The sequence below is a fragment of the Pseudomonas sp. NFACC45 genome (assembly GCF_900113505.1).
Lineage (GTDB): Bacteria > Pseudomonadota > Gammaproteobacteria > Pseudomonadales > Pseudomonadaceae > Aquipseudomonas > Aquipseudomonas tehranensis.
Genome location: NZ_FOPO01000012.1, coordinates 246155 through 261723, shown reverse-complemented (window position 1 = coordinate 261723; position 15569 = coordinate 246155). Strand labels below are relative to the sequence as shown.

Genomic DNA, 15569 nt, shown 5'->3' with positions numbered 1-15569 from the left:
TCCAATGCGCTCTCTTACCCTCCATTTGAAAATGCTGATCGCCATCCTGGTGGTGCTGGGCCTGTCGGTGACGGCCTATCAGATTTTCGTGCTCGGCATCCCGGTGACCGAAGACGCCACCGACGACTTGTGGAACATCGACGCCAAGATCGAGTTCGTCCCCAATGCCAAGGATCCGGTGAAGATCCAGATGTTCGTGCCGCCACTGAGCATGGACTATGTCAGCCTCAACGAGAGCTTCATTTCCAATAACTACGGTGTGGCGGTGAACCGGGTGGACGGTAACCGCAAGGTCACGTGGTCGGCTCGTCGGGCCAAGGGCAACCAGACGCTGTATTACCGCCTGGTGCTGACCAAGCGCTACACCTCGGAAAAATCCAAGATCAAGGGCCCGACCTTCCGCGACAGCATCGCCGTCGAGGGCCCCGAGAAGCTGGCCGCCGAAGCCCTGCTCGCGCCGATCCGCCAGCACTCGGCCGACGTCGAGACCTTCATCAGCGAAGCGATCAAACGGGTCAACAACCCCAACGATGACAACGTCAAGCTGCTGCTAGCTGGCGATCCGTCCATAGCCAGTAAGGCCAGAGTCGTCGAGCTGGTGCTGTCTATCGCCCACGTGCCCGTGGAGAAGGTCCATACCATCCGCCTGGTCGCCGACCAACCGCAGTCGCCTGAACTGTGGCTGCGCAGTTTCAACGGCACCGACTGGCTGTATTTCAACCCGGATACTGCTGAGCGGGGCCTGCCCAGCGACCGCCTGCTGTGGTGGACCGGTGATGAAAACCTGATCACCGTCGATGGCGGCAAAAAAGCCACCGTCACCTTCACCATGAACAACAGCGAAATGAACGCCATTCGCCTGGCCAAGCTGACGGACGAAAACACCGACGCCAGCTTCCTCGAATACTCGCTCTACGGCCTGCCGCTGCAAACCCAGCAGACGTTCATGATCATGGTGATGATCCCGATCGGCGTGCTGGTGATTCTGGTGCTGCGCAACTTGATCGGCCTGCAGACCCTGGGCACGTTCACACCGGTGTTGATCGCCCTGGCCTTCCGCGAAACCCAACTGGGCTTCGGCATCATCCTGTTCACGATCATCACGACGCTGGGCCTGTCACTGCGCTCCTATCTGGAACACCTCAAGCTGCAAATGCTGCCAAGGCTGTCGGTGGTACTGACATTCGTGGTGGTGCTGATCGCCGCCATCAGCCTGTTCAGCCACAAGCTGGGCCTGGAACGCGGGCTGTCGGTCGCGCTGTTCCCGATGGTGATTCTGACCATGACCATCGAACGCCTGTCCATTACCTGGGAAGAACGCGGCGCCAGCCACGCCATGAAGGTGGCCATCGGCACCCTGTTCGCCGCCGCCCTGGCGCACCTGATCATGAGCGTGCCGGAACTGATCTACTTCGTGTTCACCTTCCCGGCCATCCTGCTGATTCTGGTAGGTTTCATGCTGGCCATGGGGCGCTACCGCGGCTACCGCCTGACCGAGCTGATGCGGTTCAAGGCCTTCCTCAAGGCTGACTCATAATGTTCGGCCTGTGGAAGACCTGGAAGGCCCTGGAGGCCCGGGGCATCATGGGCATCAACCGGCGTAACGCCGACTACGTGCTCAAATACAACAAGCGCAGCCTGTACCCGATCGTCGATGACAAGATCATCACCAAGGAACGGGCCATCGCTGCCGGTATCCATGTGCCGGAGCTGTACGGGGTGATCTCCACCGAGAAGGAAATCGAGAAGCTCGACGAGATCATCGGCGGGCGAACCGACTTCGTGATCAAGCCGGCCCAGGGCGCGGGTGGCGACGGCATCATCGTCATTGCCGACCGCTTCGAGGGCCGCTATCGCACGGTGTCCGGCAAGATCATCAGCCATGAAGAAATCGAACACCATGTGTCCAGCATCCTTACCGGTCTGTACTCTCTGGGTGGGCATCGGGACCGGGCACTGATCGAATATCGCGTGACGCCGGACCAGATCTTCAAGAGCATCAGCTATGAAGGCGTACCGGACATTCGCATCATCGTACTGATGGGCTATCCGGTGATGGCCATGCTGCGCTTGCCGACCCGCCAGTCCGGCGGCAAGGCCAACCTGCACCAAGGCGCCATCGGCGTGGGTGTCGACCTTGCCACCGGCCTGACCCTGCGCGGCACCTGGCTGAACAACATCATCACCAAACACCCTGACACCACCAACGCGGTGGACGGCGTGCAACTGCCCTACTGGGACGGTTTCATGAAACTGGCCGCCGGTTGCTACGAACTGTGCGGGCTGGGGTACATCGGCGTGGACATGGTGCTGGATCAGGAAAAAGGTCCGTTGATCCTGGAACTCAACGCCCGACCGGGTCTGAACATCCAGATCGCCAACGACTGCGGCCTGACCTTGCGCACCCATGCAGTGGAAGCCCGCCTGGAAGAACTCAAGGCCCGTGGTGTAGTTGAGACCGTCGAGGAGCGCGTGGCGTTTGCCCAGGAGTTGTTTGGGCATATTCCGCCCGTTGAGGGTTGAAATACCCCCTGTAGGAGCTGCCGAGTGCAACGAGGCTGCGATCTTTTGATCTTGATCTTTCGCTTGAGACTCAAGTGTCTGGGGAAAGATCGCAGCCTCGTTGCACTCGACAGCTCCTACAGGGTCGCTTCGCTACCAGCGGCAGGGAGCTAGCTCGCCATGGAGATTTTCAATAGCCCCCAACTTGCCCATCTCCGACATCCCCCTAGGAGCAAATCCTACAGAGGGATTACAATCGCCACCCCCGCCTGAACGGCTGACCCACCCCGCCCATGCCAACCTGCTCTGTACACCCGCTGCCTTACCGCGCCAACCCCGCCGAGTATTTCGCGGTGATCCGTCATGCCCCGGGCAGTGTACTGCTCGACAGCGGCCGGCCAAGTGCCGAACGCGGGCGCTATGATTTGCTCAGTGCCTGGCCGCTGGAGCAGCTAGCGGTGTTGTCAGGTGAGAGCGGTGCCGATTTCCTGCAACGCTTGCGTATTCATCTGACGCAGTTGGGCCGAGCCGTACTGCCGGCCTCGGTGCAATTGCCTTTCGCTGGCGGCCTGATCGGCTACCTGAGCTACGACTTTGGCCGACATCTTGAAACCCTGCCGTCCCACGCCAAAGACGATCTGCACCTGCCCGACGCGCGGTTCGGTGTGTACGACTGGGCGCTGGTCACCGACCATCAGGCCGGGACCAGCCAGTTGGTGTTTCACCCTCACTGCACCGACAGCGAACGCCAGCGCCTGATGGCGCTCTTCAGCCAGCCGACCTCAGCGCCTGTGACCGCCTTCAGCCTTGAAGCGCCTATGGCGCCCGACCTCCATAGCGATGCCTATCGACAGGCCTTCGAACGGATCCAGGCGTATATCCAGGCCGGCGACTGCTACCAGGTCAACTTTGCCCAGCGCTTCCGCGCCCCGTGCCGGGGTGATGCCTGGGCCGCCTATCAGGCACTGCGGGCGGCTTGCCCAACGCCGTTTTCCGGCTTCCAGAGCTTGCCCGATGGCGGCGCGGTGCTGAGTCTGTCGCCAGAACGTTTCGTCAAGGTCAGCGAAGGCCATGTGGAAACCCGCCCGATCAAGGGCACCCGTCCACGCGGGGCAACCCCTGACGAAGACGCCGCCCATGCCGCCGAGCTGCTGGCCAGCCCCAAGGACCGGGCGGAAAACCTGATGATCGTCGATCTGTTGCGCAACGACCTGGGCCGCACCTGCCGCGTCGGCTCGGTGCGCGTGCCGGAGTTGTTCAGCCTGGAAAGCTATCCCAACGTCCACCATCTGGTCAGCAGCGTGACGGGCGAGCTGGCCGACGCCAAGGATGCCCTGGACTTGATCGCAGGCAGCTTCCCCGGCGGCTCGATCACCGGCGCACCGAAAATCCGCGCCATGCAGATCATCGACGAACTCGAACCGACCCGCCGCGGGCTGTATTGCGGCTCGTTGCTGTACCTGGACGTACGCGGAGAGATGGACAGTTCCATCGCCATCCGCAGCTTGCTGGTCAAGGATGGGCAAGTGTGTTGCTGGGGCGGCGGCGGGATTGTCGCAGATTCGGATTGGCAGGCTGAGTACCAGGAGTCGATTACCAAGGTTCGGGTGTTGCTCGACACCCTACAGAAGCTGTAACCCCTGTGGAGCTGCCGAAGGCTGCTCCTACAGGGGGCGGTGTTTACAGGCTTAAGTTGCGGTTCGAAGCCTTGAGGAACTCCTGCTTGAGCTCGGCAAAACTGTGCACTGCCGGGAATTGCGGGAACTCTTGAATCACATTGTCCGGCGCATGGAACAGAATCCCGGCATCGGCTTCACCCAGCATCGTGGTGTCATTGTAGGAATCCCCCGCCGCAATCACCCGGTAGTACAGGCTCTTGAAGGCCAATACCGACTGGCGCTTGGGATCTTTCTGACGCAGTTGGTAGCCGGTTACCCGCCCGCTGTCATCGGTAATCAGACGATGGCAGAGCAACGTCGGGAAACCCAACTGACGCATCAACGGCTGGGAGAATTCGTAGAAGGTGTCGGAAAGAATCACCACCTGGAAGCGCTCACGCAGCCAGTCGACAAACTCAATGGCGCCGTCCAGCGGCTTGAGGGTGGCGATGACTTCCTGGATATCGGCGAGCTTGAGGCCATGCTCATCGAGGATGCGCAACCGTTGCTTCATCAACACGTCGTAGTCGGGAATGTCCCGCGTGGTTGCCCTGAGGGATTGAATACCGGTTTTTTCAGCGAAGGCGATCCAGATTTCCGGGACCAGCACACCTTCCAGGTCGAGACAGGCAATTTCCACAAGACACTCCCATTTTTTGATGTTTATCGGTTGAGCGAACAAAAGGACTGCCGACTCTAGTGTCCTGTTTCGCAAATACGTTCCTTTTTTGACGAGTGGCTGTTTTCGTCAAGCAAGGCGCCGCGACGAGTCATAGCCCGCTATGGCGAGGAGCGGCAACGCAGCATGACGACAACAGACGCCGTCAAAAAGGAACAGTATTTATGATACAGGACACTGGCCATTCGCCGATGCCTGCGCAACGCACAGGAACGCGCCAGCCCCGACAGCTTTTGTTACCATCAGCCCCATATAGAGCGCCCAGCGCCACCGACCTGTAGGAAGCCGCCCTGATGAGCCCATCGTTTGACGTCGTGGAACTCGCCACGACCTATGCCAACAAGTCCCCACAGGACATCCTCAAACTGGCCTTCGCCGAATTCGGCGATGACCTGTGGATATCGTTCAGCGGCGCCGAAGACGTGGTGCTGGTGGACATGGCCTGGAAGCTGAACAAGAACGTCAAGGTGTTCAGCCTCGACACCGGCCGCCTGCACCCGGAAACCTATCGGTTCATCGAGCAGGTGCGCGAGCACTACAAGATCGAGATCGAACTGATCTCGCCGGACCCTGCGAAACTCGAGCCTTTCGTGAAGGAAAAAGGCCTGTTCAGTTTCTACAAGGACGGTCACGGTGAGTGCTGCGGCATTCGCAAGATCGAACCGCTGCGGCGCAAGCTGTCCGATGTCCGCGCCTGGGCTACCGGCCAGCGTCGCGACCAGAGCCCCGGCACCCGCAGCCAGGTGGCCGTGCTGGAAATCGACACAGCGTTTTCCACTCCGGAGCGCACCCTGTACAAATTCAACCCGTTGTCGCAGATGACCAGCGAAGAAGTCTGGGGCTACATCCGCATGCTGGAACTGCCCTACAACAGCCTGCATGAACGCGGCTTCATCAGCATCGGCTGCGAACCCTGCACCCGCCCAGTGCTGCCGAACCAGCACGAACGCGAAGGTCGCTGGTGGTGGGAAGAAGCCACGCAGAAGGAATGCGGGCTGCACGCAGGCAATATCATCAGTAAATCCAAGGCCTGAGAACCGCCGTTCCTGCACTTATTATGAGAAAGGAAAGCTCATGCGAATTCTTGTAGTCAACGTCAACACCACCGACTCCATCACCCAGTCCATCGCCCGGCAGGCCCAGGCCGTGGCCGCACCGGGCACCGAGATCGTCGGGCTCACGCCGTACTTCGGTGCCGACTCCATCGAAGGCAACTTCGAAAGCTACCTGGCCGCCATCGCAGTGATGGACCGAGTGATGGCCTACGATCAACCGTTTGATGCGGTGATCCAGGCCGGTTACGGCGAACATGGCCGCGAAGGCTTGCAGGAACTGCTCAATGTACCGGTGGTGGACATCACCGACGCTGGCGCCAGCACCGCGATGTTCCTGGGCCACGCCTATTCGGTGGTCACCACCCTGGACCGCACCGTGCCGCTGATCGAAGACCGCCTCAAGCTCTCCGGCCTGTTCGCTCGCTGCGCCTCGGTACGCGCCAGTGGCCTGGCAGTGCTGGAGCTTGAGCAAGACCCGCAACGGGCGGTCGAGGCCATCGTGCAACAGGCAGAACTGGCGGTCAGTCAGGACAAGGCCGAAGTGATCTGCCTGGGTTGCGGTGGCATGGCCGGGCTCGATGAGCAGATCCGCCAGCGCACTGGGGTGCCGGTGGTCGATGGTGTGACGGCGGCGGTGACCATTGCCGAATCCCTGGTGCGGTTGGGCTTGTCCACCTCGAAAGTGCGCACCTATGCCACGCCTCGGCCCAAGACCATCATCGGTTGGCCGGGGCGGTTTGGGCGGTGAGTTGACATCCTAGACCCGGGTGCGGCCTTCGCGAGCAAGCCCGCTCCCACAGTAGATCTGTGTCGTACACAACCTTATGACCCCGCAATTCAAATGTGGGAGCGGGCTTGCTCGCGAAGGCCGCACCTCGGTCCAAAGCCAAACTCAAACCGCACTGAACCGCTCCCCCAACCCCTGCTCGGCAAACTGCTCGATGATGAAGTCCACAAACGCCCGGGTCTTGCCCGGCAGCAGTTTGTGCTCGGCGTAGTAGATGGAAATGTTGCCATCGTCGACGTACCAATCCGGCAGCACCCGCTGCAACGCCCCCGATTGCAGATAAGGAACCGCCACCGGCATGCTCACCAGGCCGATGCCCAGCCCTTGGATGGCGGCGGCGCAGTCGGCTTCAGAGTCACTCATGGTCATGCGGGCCTTGAGCATGAGCGGGCTGTGCTGTCGTGTGCGGCTGGTCAGTTGCCATGAACGGATACGTCCGGTCTGGGGTGAACGGATCAGGATGCCCTGATGGTGCGCCAGATCTTCCGGTTCAATCACCGGCGCATGGCTTTGTACATAGCCCTTCGAGGCAACCAATACGCGATGAGCCACGGCCAATTTGCGCGCCACCACCCCCTGGGGCAGTTCGAAACCGCCGCCAATGGCCGCATCGAAACCTTGGCCGATCAGGTCCACCTGGCGGTTATCGAAATGCCAGTCCGGATTGATCGCCGGATAGCGCTGCAAGAACGCCCCCAGCAACGGCACCACATACAGTCGACCGAACGCCGTGCCCATGCTCACTTTCAAGGTGCCAGCCGGTTGCCCGCCGGCACTGGCAAGGTTGGCGACCGCGTTCTGGATCGTATTGAAGCTGGTGCCGACTTCTGTGAGGAATAGCTGACCGGCTTCGGTCAGCGTCAGGCTGCGGGTACTGCGCTGGAACAGGCGTACCCCCAACCGCGCTTCGAGCTTGGCCACGCTTTTACCTACTGCCGCAGGGGTCACGCTCAAGCGACGTGCAGCCTCGGCAAAACTGCCGACTTCGGCGCTCCGCACAAAGCATTCGATACTGCTGAAGGTTTTCATAAGGGCCACTCTAAACTTTTGGTTTACACAGACTGTATCTGTAAGCCTCTACTCAACCCAACACCAAATCCCGATACTCGCGCCATCAACCGCGGGCATTCCGCCCCGGCACGTTTGGAGAACATCATGAGCACTCAAACACTGAGCGGTAAAGTCGCCTTGATCCAGGGCGGTTCCCGCGGTATCGGCGCCGCCATCGTCAAGCGCCTGGCAGCCGAAGGCGCCGCCGTAGCCTTCACCTACGTCAGCTCGGCGGCCAAGTCCGAAGAACTGCAGAACAGTATTATCGCAGCCGGCGGCAAGGCCCTGGCGATCAAGGCCGACAGCGCCGACGCAGAGGCCATCCGCAACGCCGTCAATGCCACCGTCGACGCCTTTGGCCGGCTGGACATCCTGGTCAACAACGCTGGTGTACTGGCGATGGCGCCGCTGGACGAATTCAAGCTCGAGGATTTTGACCAGACCCTGGCCATCAACGTGCGCAGCGTATTCATCGCCACCCAGGCAGCGGCTCGGCACATGGGTGAAGGTGGACGAATCATCAATATCGGCAGCACCAACGCCGACCGCATGCCCTTCACCGGCGGCGCCGCCTATGCCATGAGCAAGTCCGCGCTGGTGGGCCTGACCAAAGGCCTGGCTCGCGACCTCGGCCCACGCGGCATCACCGTCAACAACGTGCAGCCCGGGCCGGTGGACACCGACATGAACCCGGCCGACGGTGATTTCGCCGCGAGCCTGATGGCGTTGATGGCGATCGGCCGTTACGGCACCGTCGACGAAATCGCCAGTTTCGTCGCCTACCTGGCAGGCCCGCAAGCGGCTTACATCACTGGCGCCAGCCTGACCATCGATGGGGGGTTCGGCGCCTGATTCAGGCCATAAAAAAACGCCGGTCATGGGTAAAACCATGACCGGCGTTCTGTTGTGTTACGTGTGTCGTCAGGCCCACTCCAGCTCTGGCAAACCACACTGGCTCGGCTGGAAGATCTTCAGGGAGCGGATGATCGCGTCGGCATGCGCGTATTTTTCGTCGGCCATGGCCGAGTCCGGAATGGCAATGGCGGTCATCCCCGCCGCTTTCGCCGCGGTCACGCCGAACGGTGAGTCTTCGAACACCAGGCAATCGCGAGGTGCAACGCCCAGGCGACGAGCTGCGGTGAGGAAGATATCCGGTGCCGGTTTCGCCGCGCCGACCTCCGGGTCATCGGCGGTGACGATGAAATCGAACAGCGCGAACCAGTCCCGGTGCAGCGTGGTTTTGAGCGCAAACGACTGGCTCGACGAACTGGTGCCCACCGCAATCGGAACATCATGGGCTTTCAAATGCCGCACCAGTTCTTCAGCGCCAGGCATCGCCAGGGCGTGAGGAAAGCGTTCGCGCATCAAGGGCTCGCGGATCACCAGGAATTCTTCCGGGGTGATCGGCAATTCCAGCGCCTGAACGACATAACGGGCCAGATCCCCGGCCCCGCGTCCGATGATGTTCTGCTTGACGCTCCAGTCAAACGTGCGCCCGTAACGCTCGGCGATGATGGACGTCACCTCGGTGTAAATGCCCTCGGTGTCCAGCAACAGCCCATCCATGTCGAATATCACAGCCTTGATCGGGCCAAACTCTTGCAGCGGTGCTTTCATGGCATCTGATCCGTTATCACAAGGTTCCAGAGATGGCTCAGGTTTGGCCAGGGCAATGTGTTCGCCTTAAAGGATTCAGCAGGATAACGAGAGAGGCTTGGCAGAGGCAACGGTAAATCTGGGTGAACGACGGGTGCAGCGAGGGAGCTTGCTCCCTCGCCATCACAAGGATCAGGTTACATTGATGGGCGATGCGTTATTGGCTCGAACCACTGGAACCACTCGAGCCGCCGTCACCGGAGCTCCCACCGCCGTCGAGGGTTCCGGATCCGGTTCCACTGCTGGAGGCATCGCCGCCCATGGAACTGCCACCGCTCATTGAACCGCTGCCGGTACCCGGGCTGGTACTGCTGCCGGTGGCATCGTCGCCATTACCGCCTTGCACCGAGCCAGGCGGCAAGGCATTGGCGTTATCACCCGTATTGGAGCCGGCCTCCATCTCGGTGGAAGGTGGCATCCCGCCCTTATCTACGGGGGGATTGCCGTCTGTAGACTGTGCAAAAACTGCCACGGAACTGATCGACAGAATCCCGGCCAGGGTCAGCGCGGTCACATTTGATTTCATCATGGTGAGTCTCCCTTTTTAAGGTTACCTACCTGATGTGTGGCAATCGTGCCTTGCCAATGGTGCCGATGAATCGACGGGCGGAACCGGCAATCAGCTCGGCTCGCCGGAGGCGTCTTTACCGGCAATGTCCGGATCGTCCGGGCTCGCCTCAATATCCTCATCCTCACTCGGCACCTGCTCTACCCCGGCTTCGTCGTCAGGCGGCCGCTGATCCCGGCTCAAGGAGTCGGTTGGTGAGGGCAGTGGGTATTCCGGGGTTTCATCGTCGTCAGGGACAGGCGAATCGGCAGTCATGGCAACCTCCTGATGACGGGACAACACGTCATTCAGTTTTGAGAACACGGGCGGTCAGCTTGAGCGACTTCAATCGTAGGACTCGTCCTCGATCTCAGCGTCTTCAACCTCTTCACCCTCGATCAAGGGCACCTGGGCGTCGTCCATCAGCGAGCCTGGGTCTTCATTGCCCGGATCATTGACGAAAGGAACGCCAGACGGGCCTTTTTCTTCCGTACCTTCGGTTTCCGGCGTCATGACGCACCTCGCAATTGCTGATGGATGTATGAATTCGAGGTGCAGCGGGGGGAAACGTTCCGGATAGGTGCGCAATTGTTCGCGGCACCTGGAGCCTGTGGCGAGGGGATTTAACGAAACGTCGCACCGCCCCGCTGGGCTGCGAAGCAGCCTTAAAACCTGAGCACGCGATATGCCAGGTAGATTGGATTCACTTCTTTTGGGACTGCTTCGCAATCCAGCGGGGCGGTGCGACGTTTCGTTAAATCCCCTCGCCACAAATGCAGCGCCCGACTTCTTTACCCGTTACCGAGCAAGGAAGTCGGGCGTCTCATCCAAACATCAGCTTAACGATGCTTGTTCTTATGCTTGTTCTTGTGTTTGTGCTTCTTGCCGCCTGAGTGACCATCGTTATCATTGGACAAGTTGCTACCCAGCGCGCCACCGGCCGCGCCGCCAATGCCCGCGCCGATGGTGGAACCGGTGGAGCCACCCAGGCTGTTACCCACAATCGAACCGCCGGCCGAACCCAAGCCACCACCAATGGCCGCTTCCGTACGGCTGCCCTTACGCGCCCCCACCGCACTGCCGGCCGCACCCCCGACACCGGCACCGATCGCCGCGCCTGTGCTGCCACCCATCTGCTGACCCACCACATTACCCAACGCACCGCCCAGACCACCGCCAACCGCAGCCGTACCGTCTCCAGCGGCCATCGCGCCCTGAGCAACCACAAGCCCAAGCACCAAGGTGGATAAAGTCAAACGCATGATAGAAACCTCAAGAATGCCGCATCGGGGAAAGATGGCCGGTACGCGCGGGCGTCAGTCTACGCCAGATAGCGTCGGGCCATGTCAGTTGGACAACAAACGGAGGGGGAGTTTTATGACAGGCAAAAAAAAGCCCGCTGGGGAAACGGGCAGGTATTGCGGTACTGCTTTCTAACGGATGAGCCAAGATTACGCGCCCGCTTGTGAAAGAAACGTGAAAGAAACCGTTGCTGGAAAAAAGATGGAAAATATTTATGCCAGAGGCTGGAAGGGTGTCGTGGCGAGAGGGCTTGCTCCCGCTCGGCTGAGCAGCAGGCGCTAGTACTGCCAGGAGTATTATTCAAGGGTGGGGGGCTGCTACGCAGCCCAGCGGGAGCAAGCTCCCTCGCCACGATGACGGGGCTGCATTGTCGGGTGGTAACGTTACTTTCTGACCGGGACCCTGGGCAAAAACTTGGCCTTTTCCCCTCGCGGCACTTTGGACACCTTGGTCCTGATGGATTTGATCGGTTCGTCGCCAAAGTCTGCTCTATAGGCCGACTGACCACACTGCAAACCTTCATTGATCGGATATGCGGCTCCGTTATCCTCGCTGTACGGTGCTCCCATCGCCTTTCCCCTTTTCGTCGAGGCCCACACCGGCAACAACCCGTTGCCTGAAAAATATCGGCCTTCACGACTTTGAGACTAGTCGGTCATCAACGGACTGATGATTCAGGAAAGCGATTGGCCGACGAATGGAGCTGCGTGATTTGCGCACGACCAGCTTCATTCAATCCGCCCCCGCCATCGTGCGGCTTAAAATCCGGGCAAGCTGATCGGCCGAATAGGGCTTGGATAGAAACTCGAAATCCTCATGGCCACGGTGGGCCAGCTCCTCGCTGTAACCCGAGGTCAGAACCACCGGCAGATCCGGGCGGCGGCGGCGCAGAGCCTTGGCCAGGGCAATACCGCTGATGCCGGGCATGACGACGTCGGAGAATATCGCGTCGAACGCCATCGCATCCGGGCCAACCATGTCCAGTGCCTCCTCGGCGTTGGTGGCCCAGGCCGTTTCGTAGCCCAGATCCTGCAGGATCTGATTGGCAAACCGCCCGACCTCCAGGTTGTCCTCCACGATCAACACCCGACGCTTGCCCTTTTCCAGCAGCAAGGGCGTGGTTTCCTCGCGGATGGGCTCATGAACTTCTTCAGGCTCGACTTCCGGCAGGTACAAGGTAAACACCGTACCCTCCCCAACGACGGTCGACACATCCACGTTGCCGCCAGACTGTTTGGCAAAGCCGAATACTTGGGACAAGCCCAGCCCGGTGCCCTTGCCCACGTCCTTGGTGGTAAAGAACGGCTCGAAAATATGCTCCAGGACTTCTGCCGTAATACCGGTGCCGGTGTCCGCCAGGGCAATCGCGGCAAAAGACTGCCCGGCCCCCGCATGACCACGGATCGGCGGCATGCCAGCGCCGCCAATGAGCCGCAGCGACAGTGTGCCTTGCCCGTCCATGGCATCCCTGGCATTGAGGGCCATATTGATCAGCGCCGTTTCAAACTGACTCAAGTCAGCGCGGATGTAACAAGGTCGGTCGCTCAGCTCAACCTTGACCTGAATCCGCGCCCCCGTAACGGTTTGCAGCATGTCACCGAGGCTTTGCACCTGCTTGCGCACATCGATGACCTGCGGTTTCAACGGCTGACGCCGGGCGAAAGCGAGCAACTGGCTGGTCAGCTTGGCGGCACGTTCCACCGTCTCGGAAACCGCCGTCATGTAGCGTTTGCGACGCTCATCAGACAGGTTGGGCATGCGCAGAAAGTCGACGGAGGAACGAATGATCGTCAGCAGGTTGTTGAAGTCGTGGGCCACGCCGCCAGTGAGCTGGCCGATGGCTTCAAGTTTCTGCGACTGGCGCAGCGCCGCTTCGGTCTGTTTCAGGCGCGCGGTGCGTTCCTCGACCCGCTCTTCCAGCGTCGCGTTCAGCTCCGCCAGGGCCGCCAGGCCCTGACGCACCGCGGCGTCCGCTCGGGTGCGCTCGATGTGCGCCCAGGATCGCTCGGTCACTTCCATCAGCAGCGCCAGATCGTTGCTGGACCAGACCCGCGGCGTTTTATCGTGGATGGCCATCAATGCGGTCAAGCGTCCGTTCTTGATCAGCGGAACGCAAATGGTCGCGGCGATACCGATCGCCTGGAACGTCGCCGCTTCCTCGGGCGCCAGCTCCTTGAGGTTATCGTTGACCACCAGTGGTTTGCCGGCCCGCAGGTTGGCAACCGCCAGCCGACCAAAATCCGCCAGCCGGTAATGCCCGACAATACTGGGTGACCCCGCCCGGGCCCAATCACCGCGAATGGTGAAGCCATCCTCGTCTTCATCCATATCCGCATAGGCGCAATTGGACAGGTTCAGGTGCGCCGCCAGAATCCGCGTGGTGGTGGCCATGATGGCCTGCGGCTCGGTGGCATTGGCCACGGCATTGCCGATGGCATCCAGCACCGCCAGGCGCTGGGTCATGAACACCGTGGAGGTGGTCTCGGTGACGGTGTCCAGCATGCCCACCACCTTGCCAAACTGATCACGGATGGGGCTGTAGCAGAACGTGAAATACGCCTGTTCCAGGCCGCCGCCACGCTCGATGACCAGGGGGAAATTCTCGATGTAAGTCGCCTGCCCCTCGAAGGCCGCCCGCACAATCGGGCCAATGTCGCTCCAGACTTCCTTCCACACTTCATCAAAGCGCCGGCCCAGGGCTTGGGGTTTATTGCCGAGGATGGGCACGAAGGCATCGTTGTACAACGTGATCAGATCCGGCCCCCATATGATGGCTTGGGGAAAATGCGAGGCGAGGCTCAGCGCTACGGTGGTCTTCAGCACATCGGGCCACTGCTTCGGCGGCCCGAGCGGGCTGGCCTCCCAGTCATGGCCGCGGACCCGTTCAGCCATCTCTCCATAGCTTTGCAGCCAGTCTGTCATTGCGATCGATCCTTCTCAGCCGCCAATACGATCAGGGGGAAGCGGTTGTGACCCCAAGCCGGACCGTATTATCCCGCGCCGGGTAGGAATGCGCGATTGGATTGTGGGATGTGTAGGGCTGTAAATGGGGGTGGAATGGCAAAACTGGCTGATTGAGCTACGGAAATATCCCACATCTCATTGGGAAACCTCCGCGCTATCAATCCCTTGCGTAGTTTTTGCGGGGATCTCTATAGTCTTGCAGCGCCCAGATGCCGACTGCATCCTCAGCCCTCTACGTGCCGGAGGTACGAAATGCTCGCTACGACTTCGAAAGTAAAACCTTCCGCGACGCTGCTGGCGGACAGCTTCTGGATGAAGATTTGGCAGAGTGGAGCTTTGAGCATCCAGGAAGCCGAAAGGCGGGCGCTGGGCTCGCAACGTTTAAAAGAGGCTTACTCGTCGGTACCCTTCTACGCCAAGAAGGCAGCTCGAGATTCGCAGTTCTGGAGCAAATTTTACGCGAGCCGCGTGAATTCGTAGAGAACGGTCATCTCACAGGGATTTTCTATTAACAATAATGAAAATCTCGCCTCATTCCTTCCCTGGCTGCGCTCGTGGCTACAGCTCCTCCCCTCCATGGCATTTACTCACCAGAAAATGTAGGTGATAGGTCTGCTGAGTTGTAGGACATGCCGCTTGAGCGCTGACAACTATGGCACCGTCCCACATATGATTGGGAATCCCCTTCCCTATCAATCCCTTGCGTATTTTTTGTGGTGACGTCTATAGTCTGGGCGTCGCCCCAAATGGCGACCGGGTTTGGCGACTCGATTGACACAAGTGCAACGGTGCTTTCTGCTGTGGCAGGAGCACCCTTGTGCTCACAGAACTGCTTTATGGCAGCTGTGCACGGGAGACCTTCGGGTCTGCCGGCTCCTTGTGTCTCCGGTTCGCCAACCTGTGTACAGCTGTCACCCTTCGTTTGGCGACGAAGTGTGACAGTTCACTCATGACACAAGGACTTGATATGAACCAATACATGAGCCTTACCAGCAACGCCGACGACCAACCCCTTTACGTCGATACCTGCGCCCCACTACACATCCTGCTTGATGCAGCCGCCTACCGAATCCGTGCCGCTACTCAGTTCCTTGAGAATTTTGCGATGCGTGATGAACAGAGCGTCGACCCTGTGACCCTTCAGGATTTGGCACAGCTTTGCTGCATTCCGTTGCGTGACGGTTGCGACGTGATGGATGTGATTGCCAGGCGGCTGGATGCGGCGCCGGCGGGTTCCAATTTATAAGCCCGTCGAAACAGCAACATTTTCAACACCAGAAACCACAAAGCCCCTGACTCAAAACGAATCAGGGGCTTTCATTTATGACTAGCCGAAGCCTTTGGCCCGTCATCATTTCCTGATTGGAAC

16 protein-coding genes and 1 pseudogene are annotated in these 15569 nt (G+C 60.0%); 9 read left to right on the top strand and 8 right to left on the bottom strand.

Annotated elements, in window-relative coordinates:
- Window positions 1–4 precede the first annotated feature (4 nt).
- The 3 genes from BM132_RS22545 to pabB all read left to right on the top strand — a co-directional run bounded on the left by BM132_RS22545 (window position 5) and on the right by pabB (window position 4139).
- The gene (locus tag BM132_RS22545) at window positions 5–1537 is read left to right on the top strand and encodes an osmotic stress tolerance membrane protein RloB (RefSeq protein WP_092458839.1); all 1533 of its coding nucleotides are present in this window, start codon (window positions 5–7) and stop codon (window positions 1535–1537) included.
- Window positions 1537–2523: an alpha-L-glutamate ligase-like protein gene (locus BM132_RS22540; RefSeq protein WP_092399901.1), complete on the top strand. Its 987-nt coding sequence runs from the start codon at window positions 1537–1539 to the stop codon at window positions 2521–2523. The genes BM132_RS22545 and BM132_RS22540 overlap by 1 nt, the downstream gene beginning before the upstream one ends.
- A 272-nt stretch (window positions 2524–2795) precedes the next feature.
- Window positions 2796–4139, top strand: coding sequence for an aminodeoxychorismate synthase component I (gene pabB, locus BM132_RS22535; RefSeq protein WP_092458837.1), 1344 nt, complete (start codon window positions 2796–2798; stop codon window positions 4137–4139).
- A gap of 43 nt (window positions 4140–4182) precedes the next feature.
- On the opposite strand, the gene thrH is transcribed toward pabB, so the two are convergent.
- Window positions 4183–4800, bottom strand: a complete 618-nt coding sequence (gene thrH / locus BM132_RS22530; protein WP_092399905.1) for a bifunctional phosphoserine phosphatase/homoserine phosphotransferase ThrH — start codon at window positions 4798–4800, stop codon at window positions 4183–4185.
- Between the two features lie 332 nt (window positions 4801–5132).
- Here thrH and BM132_RS22525 point away from each other — a divergent pair, with 332 nt between their 5' ends.
- A complete protein-coding gene (locus tag BM132_RS22525; protein ID WP_092458835.1) occupies window positions 5133–5873 on the top strand; it encodes a phosphoadenylyl-sulfate reductase in 741 nt (246 codons plus the stop codon).
- A 40-nt stretch (window positions 5874–5913) separates the two neighbouring features.
- Complete coding sequence (locus BM132_RS22520) at window positions 5914–6642, top strand: aspartate/glutamate racemase family protein (protein ID WP_092458833.1); 729 nt, start codon at window positions 5914–5916, stop codon at window positions 6640–6642.
- A gap of 144 nt (window positions 6643–6786) precedes the next feature.
- On the opposite strand, the gene BM132_RS22515 is transcribed toward BM132_RS22520, so the two are convergent.
- Window positions 6787–7710 carry a LysR family transcriptional regulator gene (locus BM132_RS22515; protein ID WP_092458831.1) on the bottom strand — a complete coding sequence of 308 codons (924 nt, stop codon included), beginning with the start codon at window positions 7708–7710 and terminating at the stop codon, window positions 6787–6789.
- A 126-nt stretch (window positions 7711–7836) separates the two neighbouring features.
- On the opposite strand from BM132_RS22515, the gene BM132_RS22510 reads away from it, so the two are divergent.
- On the top strand, window positions 7837–8583 hold the full coding sequence (locus BM132_RS22510; RefSeq protein ID WP_092458829.1) for a 3-oxoacyl-ACP reductase family protein: 747 nt from the start codon (window positions 7837–7839) through the stop codon (window positions 8581–8583).
- A gap of 69 nt (window positions 8584–8652) precedes the next feature.
- Here the strand turns inward: BM132_RS22510 and BM132_RS22505 are convergent, their stop codons facing one another.
- From BM132_RS22505 to BM132_RS22480, 6 genes are all read right to left on the bottom strand, one after another.
- Window positions 8653–9348 carry an HAD-IA family hydrolase gene (locus tag BM132_RS22505; RefSeq protein ID WP_092458827.1) on the bottom strand — a complete coding sequence of 232 codons (696 nt, stop codon included), beginning with the start codon at window positions 9346–9348 and terminating at the stop codon, window positions 8653–8655.
- A 196-nt stretch (window positions 9349–9544) separates the two neighbouring features.
- The gene (locus tag BM132_RS22500; protein WP_092458825.1) at window positions 9545–9916 is read right to left on the bottom strand and encodes a hypothetical protein; all 372 of its coding nucleotides are present in this window, start codon (window positions 9914–9916) and stop codon (window positions 9545–9547) included.
- 90 nt (window positions 9917–10006) lie between these two features.
- Complete coding sequence (locus tag BM132_RS22495; RefSeq protein ID WP_092399919.1) at window positions 10007–10210, bottom strand: hypothetical protein; 204 nt, start codon at window positions 10208–10210, stop codon at window positions 10007–10009.
- Between the two features lie 69 nt (window positions 10211–10279).
- The gene (locus BM132_RS28530; RefSeq protein ID WP_171061338.1) at window positions 10280–10447 is read right to left on the bottom strand and encodes a hypothetical protein; all 168 of its coding nucleotides are present in this window, start codon (window positions 10445–10447) and stop codon (window positions 10280–10282) included.
- A 326-nt stretch (window positions 10448–10773) separates the two neighbouring features.
- Window positions 10774–11196: a glycine zipper domain-containing protein gene (locus BM132_RS22490; protein WP_092399921.1), complete on the bottom strand. Its 423-nt coding sequence runs from the start codon at window positions 11194–11196 to the stop codon at window positions 10774–10776.
- 772 nt (window positions 11197–11968) lie between these two features.
- Entirely contained in the window at window positions 11969–14158 is a 2190-nt protein-coding gene (locus BM132_RS22480; RefSeq protein WP_092458823.1) for a GAF domain-containing hybrid sensor histidine kinase/response regulator, read from the bottom strand.
- A gap of 251 nt (window positions 14159–14409) precedes the next feature.
- Between BM132_RS22480 and BM132_RS29005 the strand changes: the two are divergent.
- The 3 genes and pseudogenes from BM132_RS29005 to BM132_RS22470 form a co-directional block, all read left to right on the top strand.
- Window positions 14410–14562: pseudogene (locus tag BM132_RS29005) on the top strand (hypothetical protein); the annotation flags it as partial.
- Window positions 14492–14680, top strand: a complete 189-nt coding sequence (locus tag BM132_RS22475; RefSeq protein ID WP_225248464.1) for a hypothetical protein — start codon at window positions 14492–14494, stop codon at window positions 14678–14680. The pseudogene BM132_RS29005 and the gene BM132_RS22475, both read left to right, overlap by 71 nt.
- A gap of 487 nt (window positions 14681–15167) precedes the next feature.
- A complete protein-coding gene (locus tag BM132_RS22470; RefSeq protein ID WP_092458893.1) occupies window positions 15168–15446 on the top strand; it encodes a short-chain dehydrogenase in 279 nt (92 codons plus the stop codon).
- The last annotated feature ends 123 nt before the right edge of the window (window positions 15447–15569 follow it).

Excerpts from the sequence above, each read along its gene's own strand:
- BM132_RS22545 (WP_092458839.1), top strand. The coding sequence starts at position 5 with ATGCGCTCTCTTACCCTCCATTTGAAAATGCTGATCGCCATCCTGGTG.
- BM132_RS22540 (WP_092399901.1), top strand. The coding sequence starts at position 1,537 with ATGTTCGGCCTGTGGAAGACCTGGAAGGCCCTGGAGGCCCGGGGCATC.
- pabB (WP_092458837.1), top strand. The coding sequence starts at position 2,796 with ATGCCAACCTGCTCTGTACACCCGCTGCCTTACCGCGCCAACCCCGCC.
- BM132_RS22525 (WP_092458835.1), top strand. The coding sequence starts at position 5,133 with ATGAGCCCATCGTTTGACGTCGTGGAACTCGCCACGACCTATGCCAAC.
- BM132_RS22520 (WP_092458833.1), top strand. The coding sequence starts at position 5,914 with ATGCGAATTCTTGTAGTCAACGTCAACACCACCGACTCCATCACCCAG.
- BM132_RS22515 (WP_092458831.1), bottom strand. The coding sequence starts at position 7,710 with ATGAAAACCTTCAGCAGTATCGAATGCTTTGTGCGGAGCGCCGAAGTC.
- BM132_RS22510 (WP_092458829.1), top strand. The coding sequence starts at position 7,837 with ATGAGCACTCAAACACTGAGCGGTAAAGTCGCCTTGATCCAGGGCGGT.
- BM132_RS22505 (WP_092458827.1), bottom strand. The coding sequence starts at position 9,348 with ATGAAAGCACCGCTGCAAGAGTTTGGCCCGATCAAGGCTGTGATATTC.
- BM132_RS22500 (WP_092458825.1), bottom strand. The coding sequence starts at position 9,916 with ATGATGAAATCAAATGTGACCGCGCTGACCCTGGCCGGGATTCTGTCG.
- BM132_RS22495 (WP_092399919.1), bottom strand. The coding sequence starts at position 10,210 with ATGACTGCCGATTCGCCTGTCCCTGACGACGATGAAACCCCGGAATAC.
- BM132_RS28530 (WP_171061338.1), bottom strand. The coding sequence starts at position 10,447 with ATGACGCCGGAAACCGAAGGTACGGAAGAAAAAGGCCCGTCTGGCGTT.
- BM132_RS22490 (WP_092399921.1), bottom strand. The coding sequence starts at position 11,196 with ATGCGTTTGACTTTATCCACCTTGGTGCTTGGGCTTGTGGTTGCTCAG.
- BM132_RS22480 (WP_092458823.1), bottom strand. The coding sequence starts at position 14,158 with ATGACAGACTGGCTGCAAAGCTATGGAGAGATGGCTGAACGGGTCCGC.
- BM132_RS22470 (WP_092458893.1), top strand. The coding sequence starts at position 15,168 with ATGAACCAATACATGAGCCTTACCAGCAACGCCGACGACCAACCCCTT.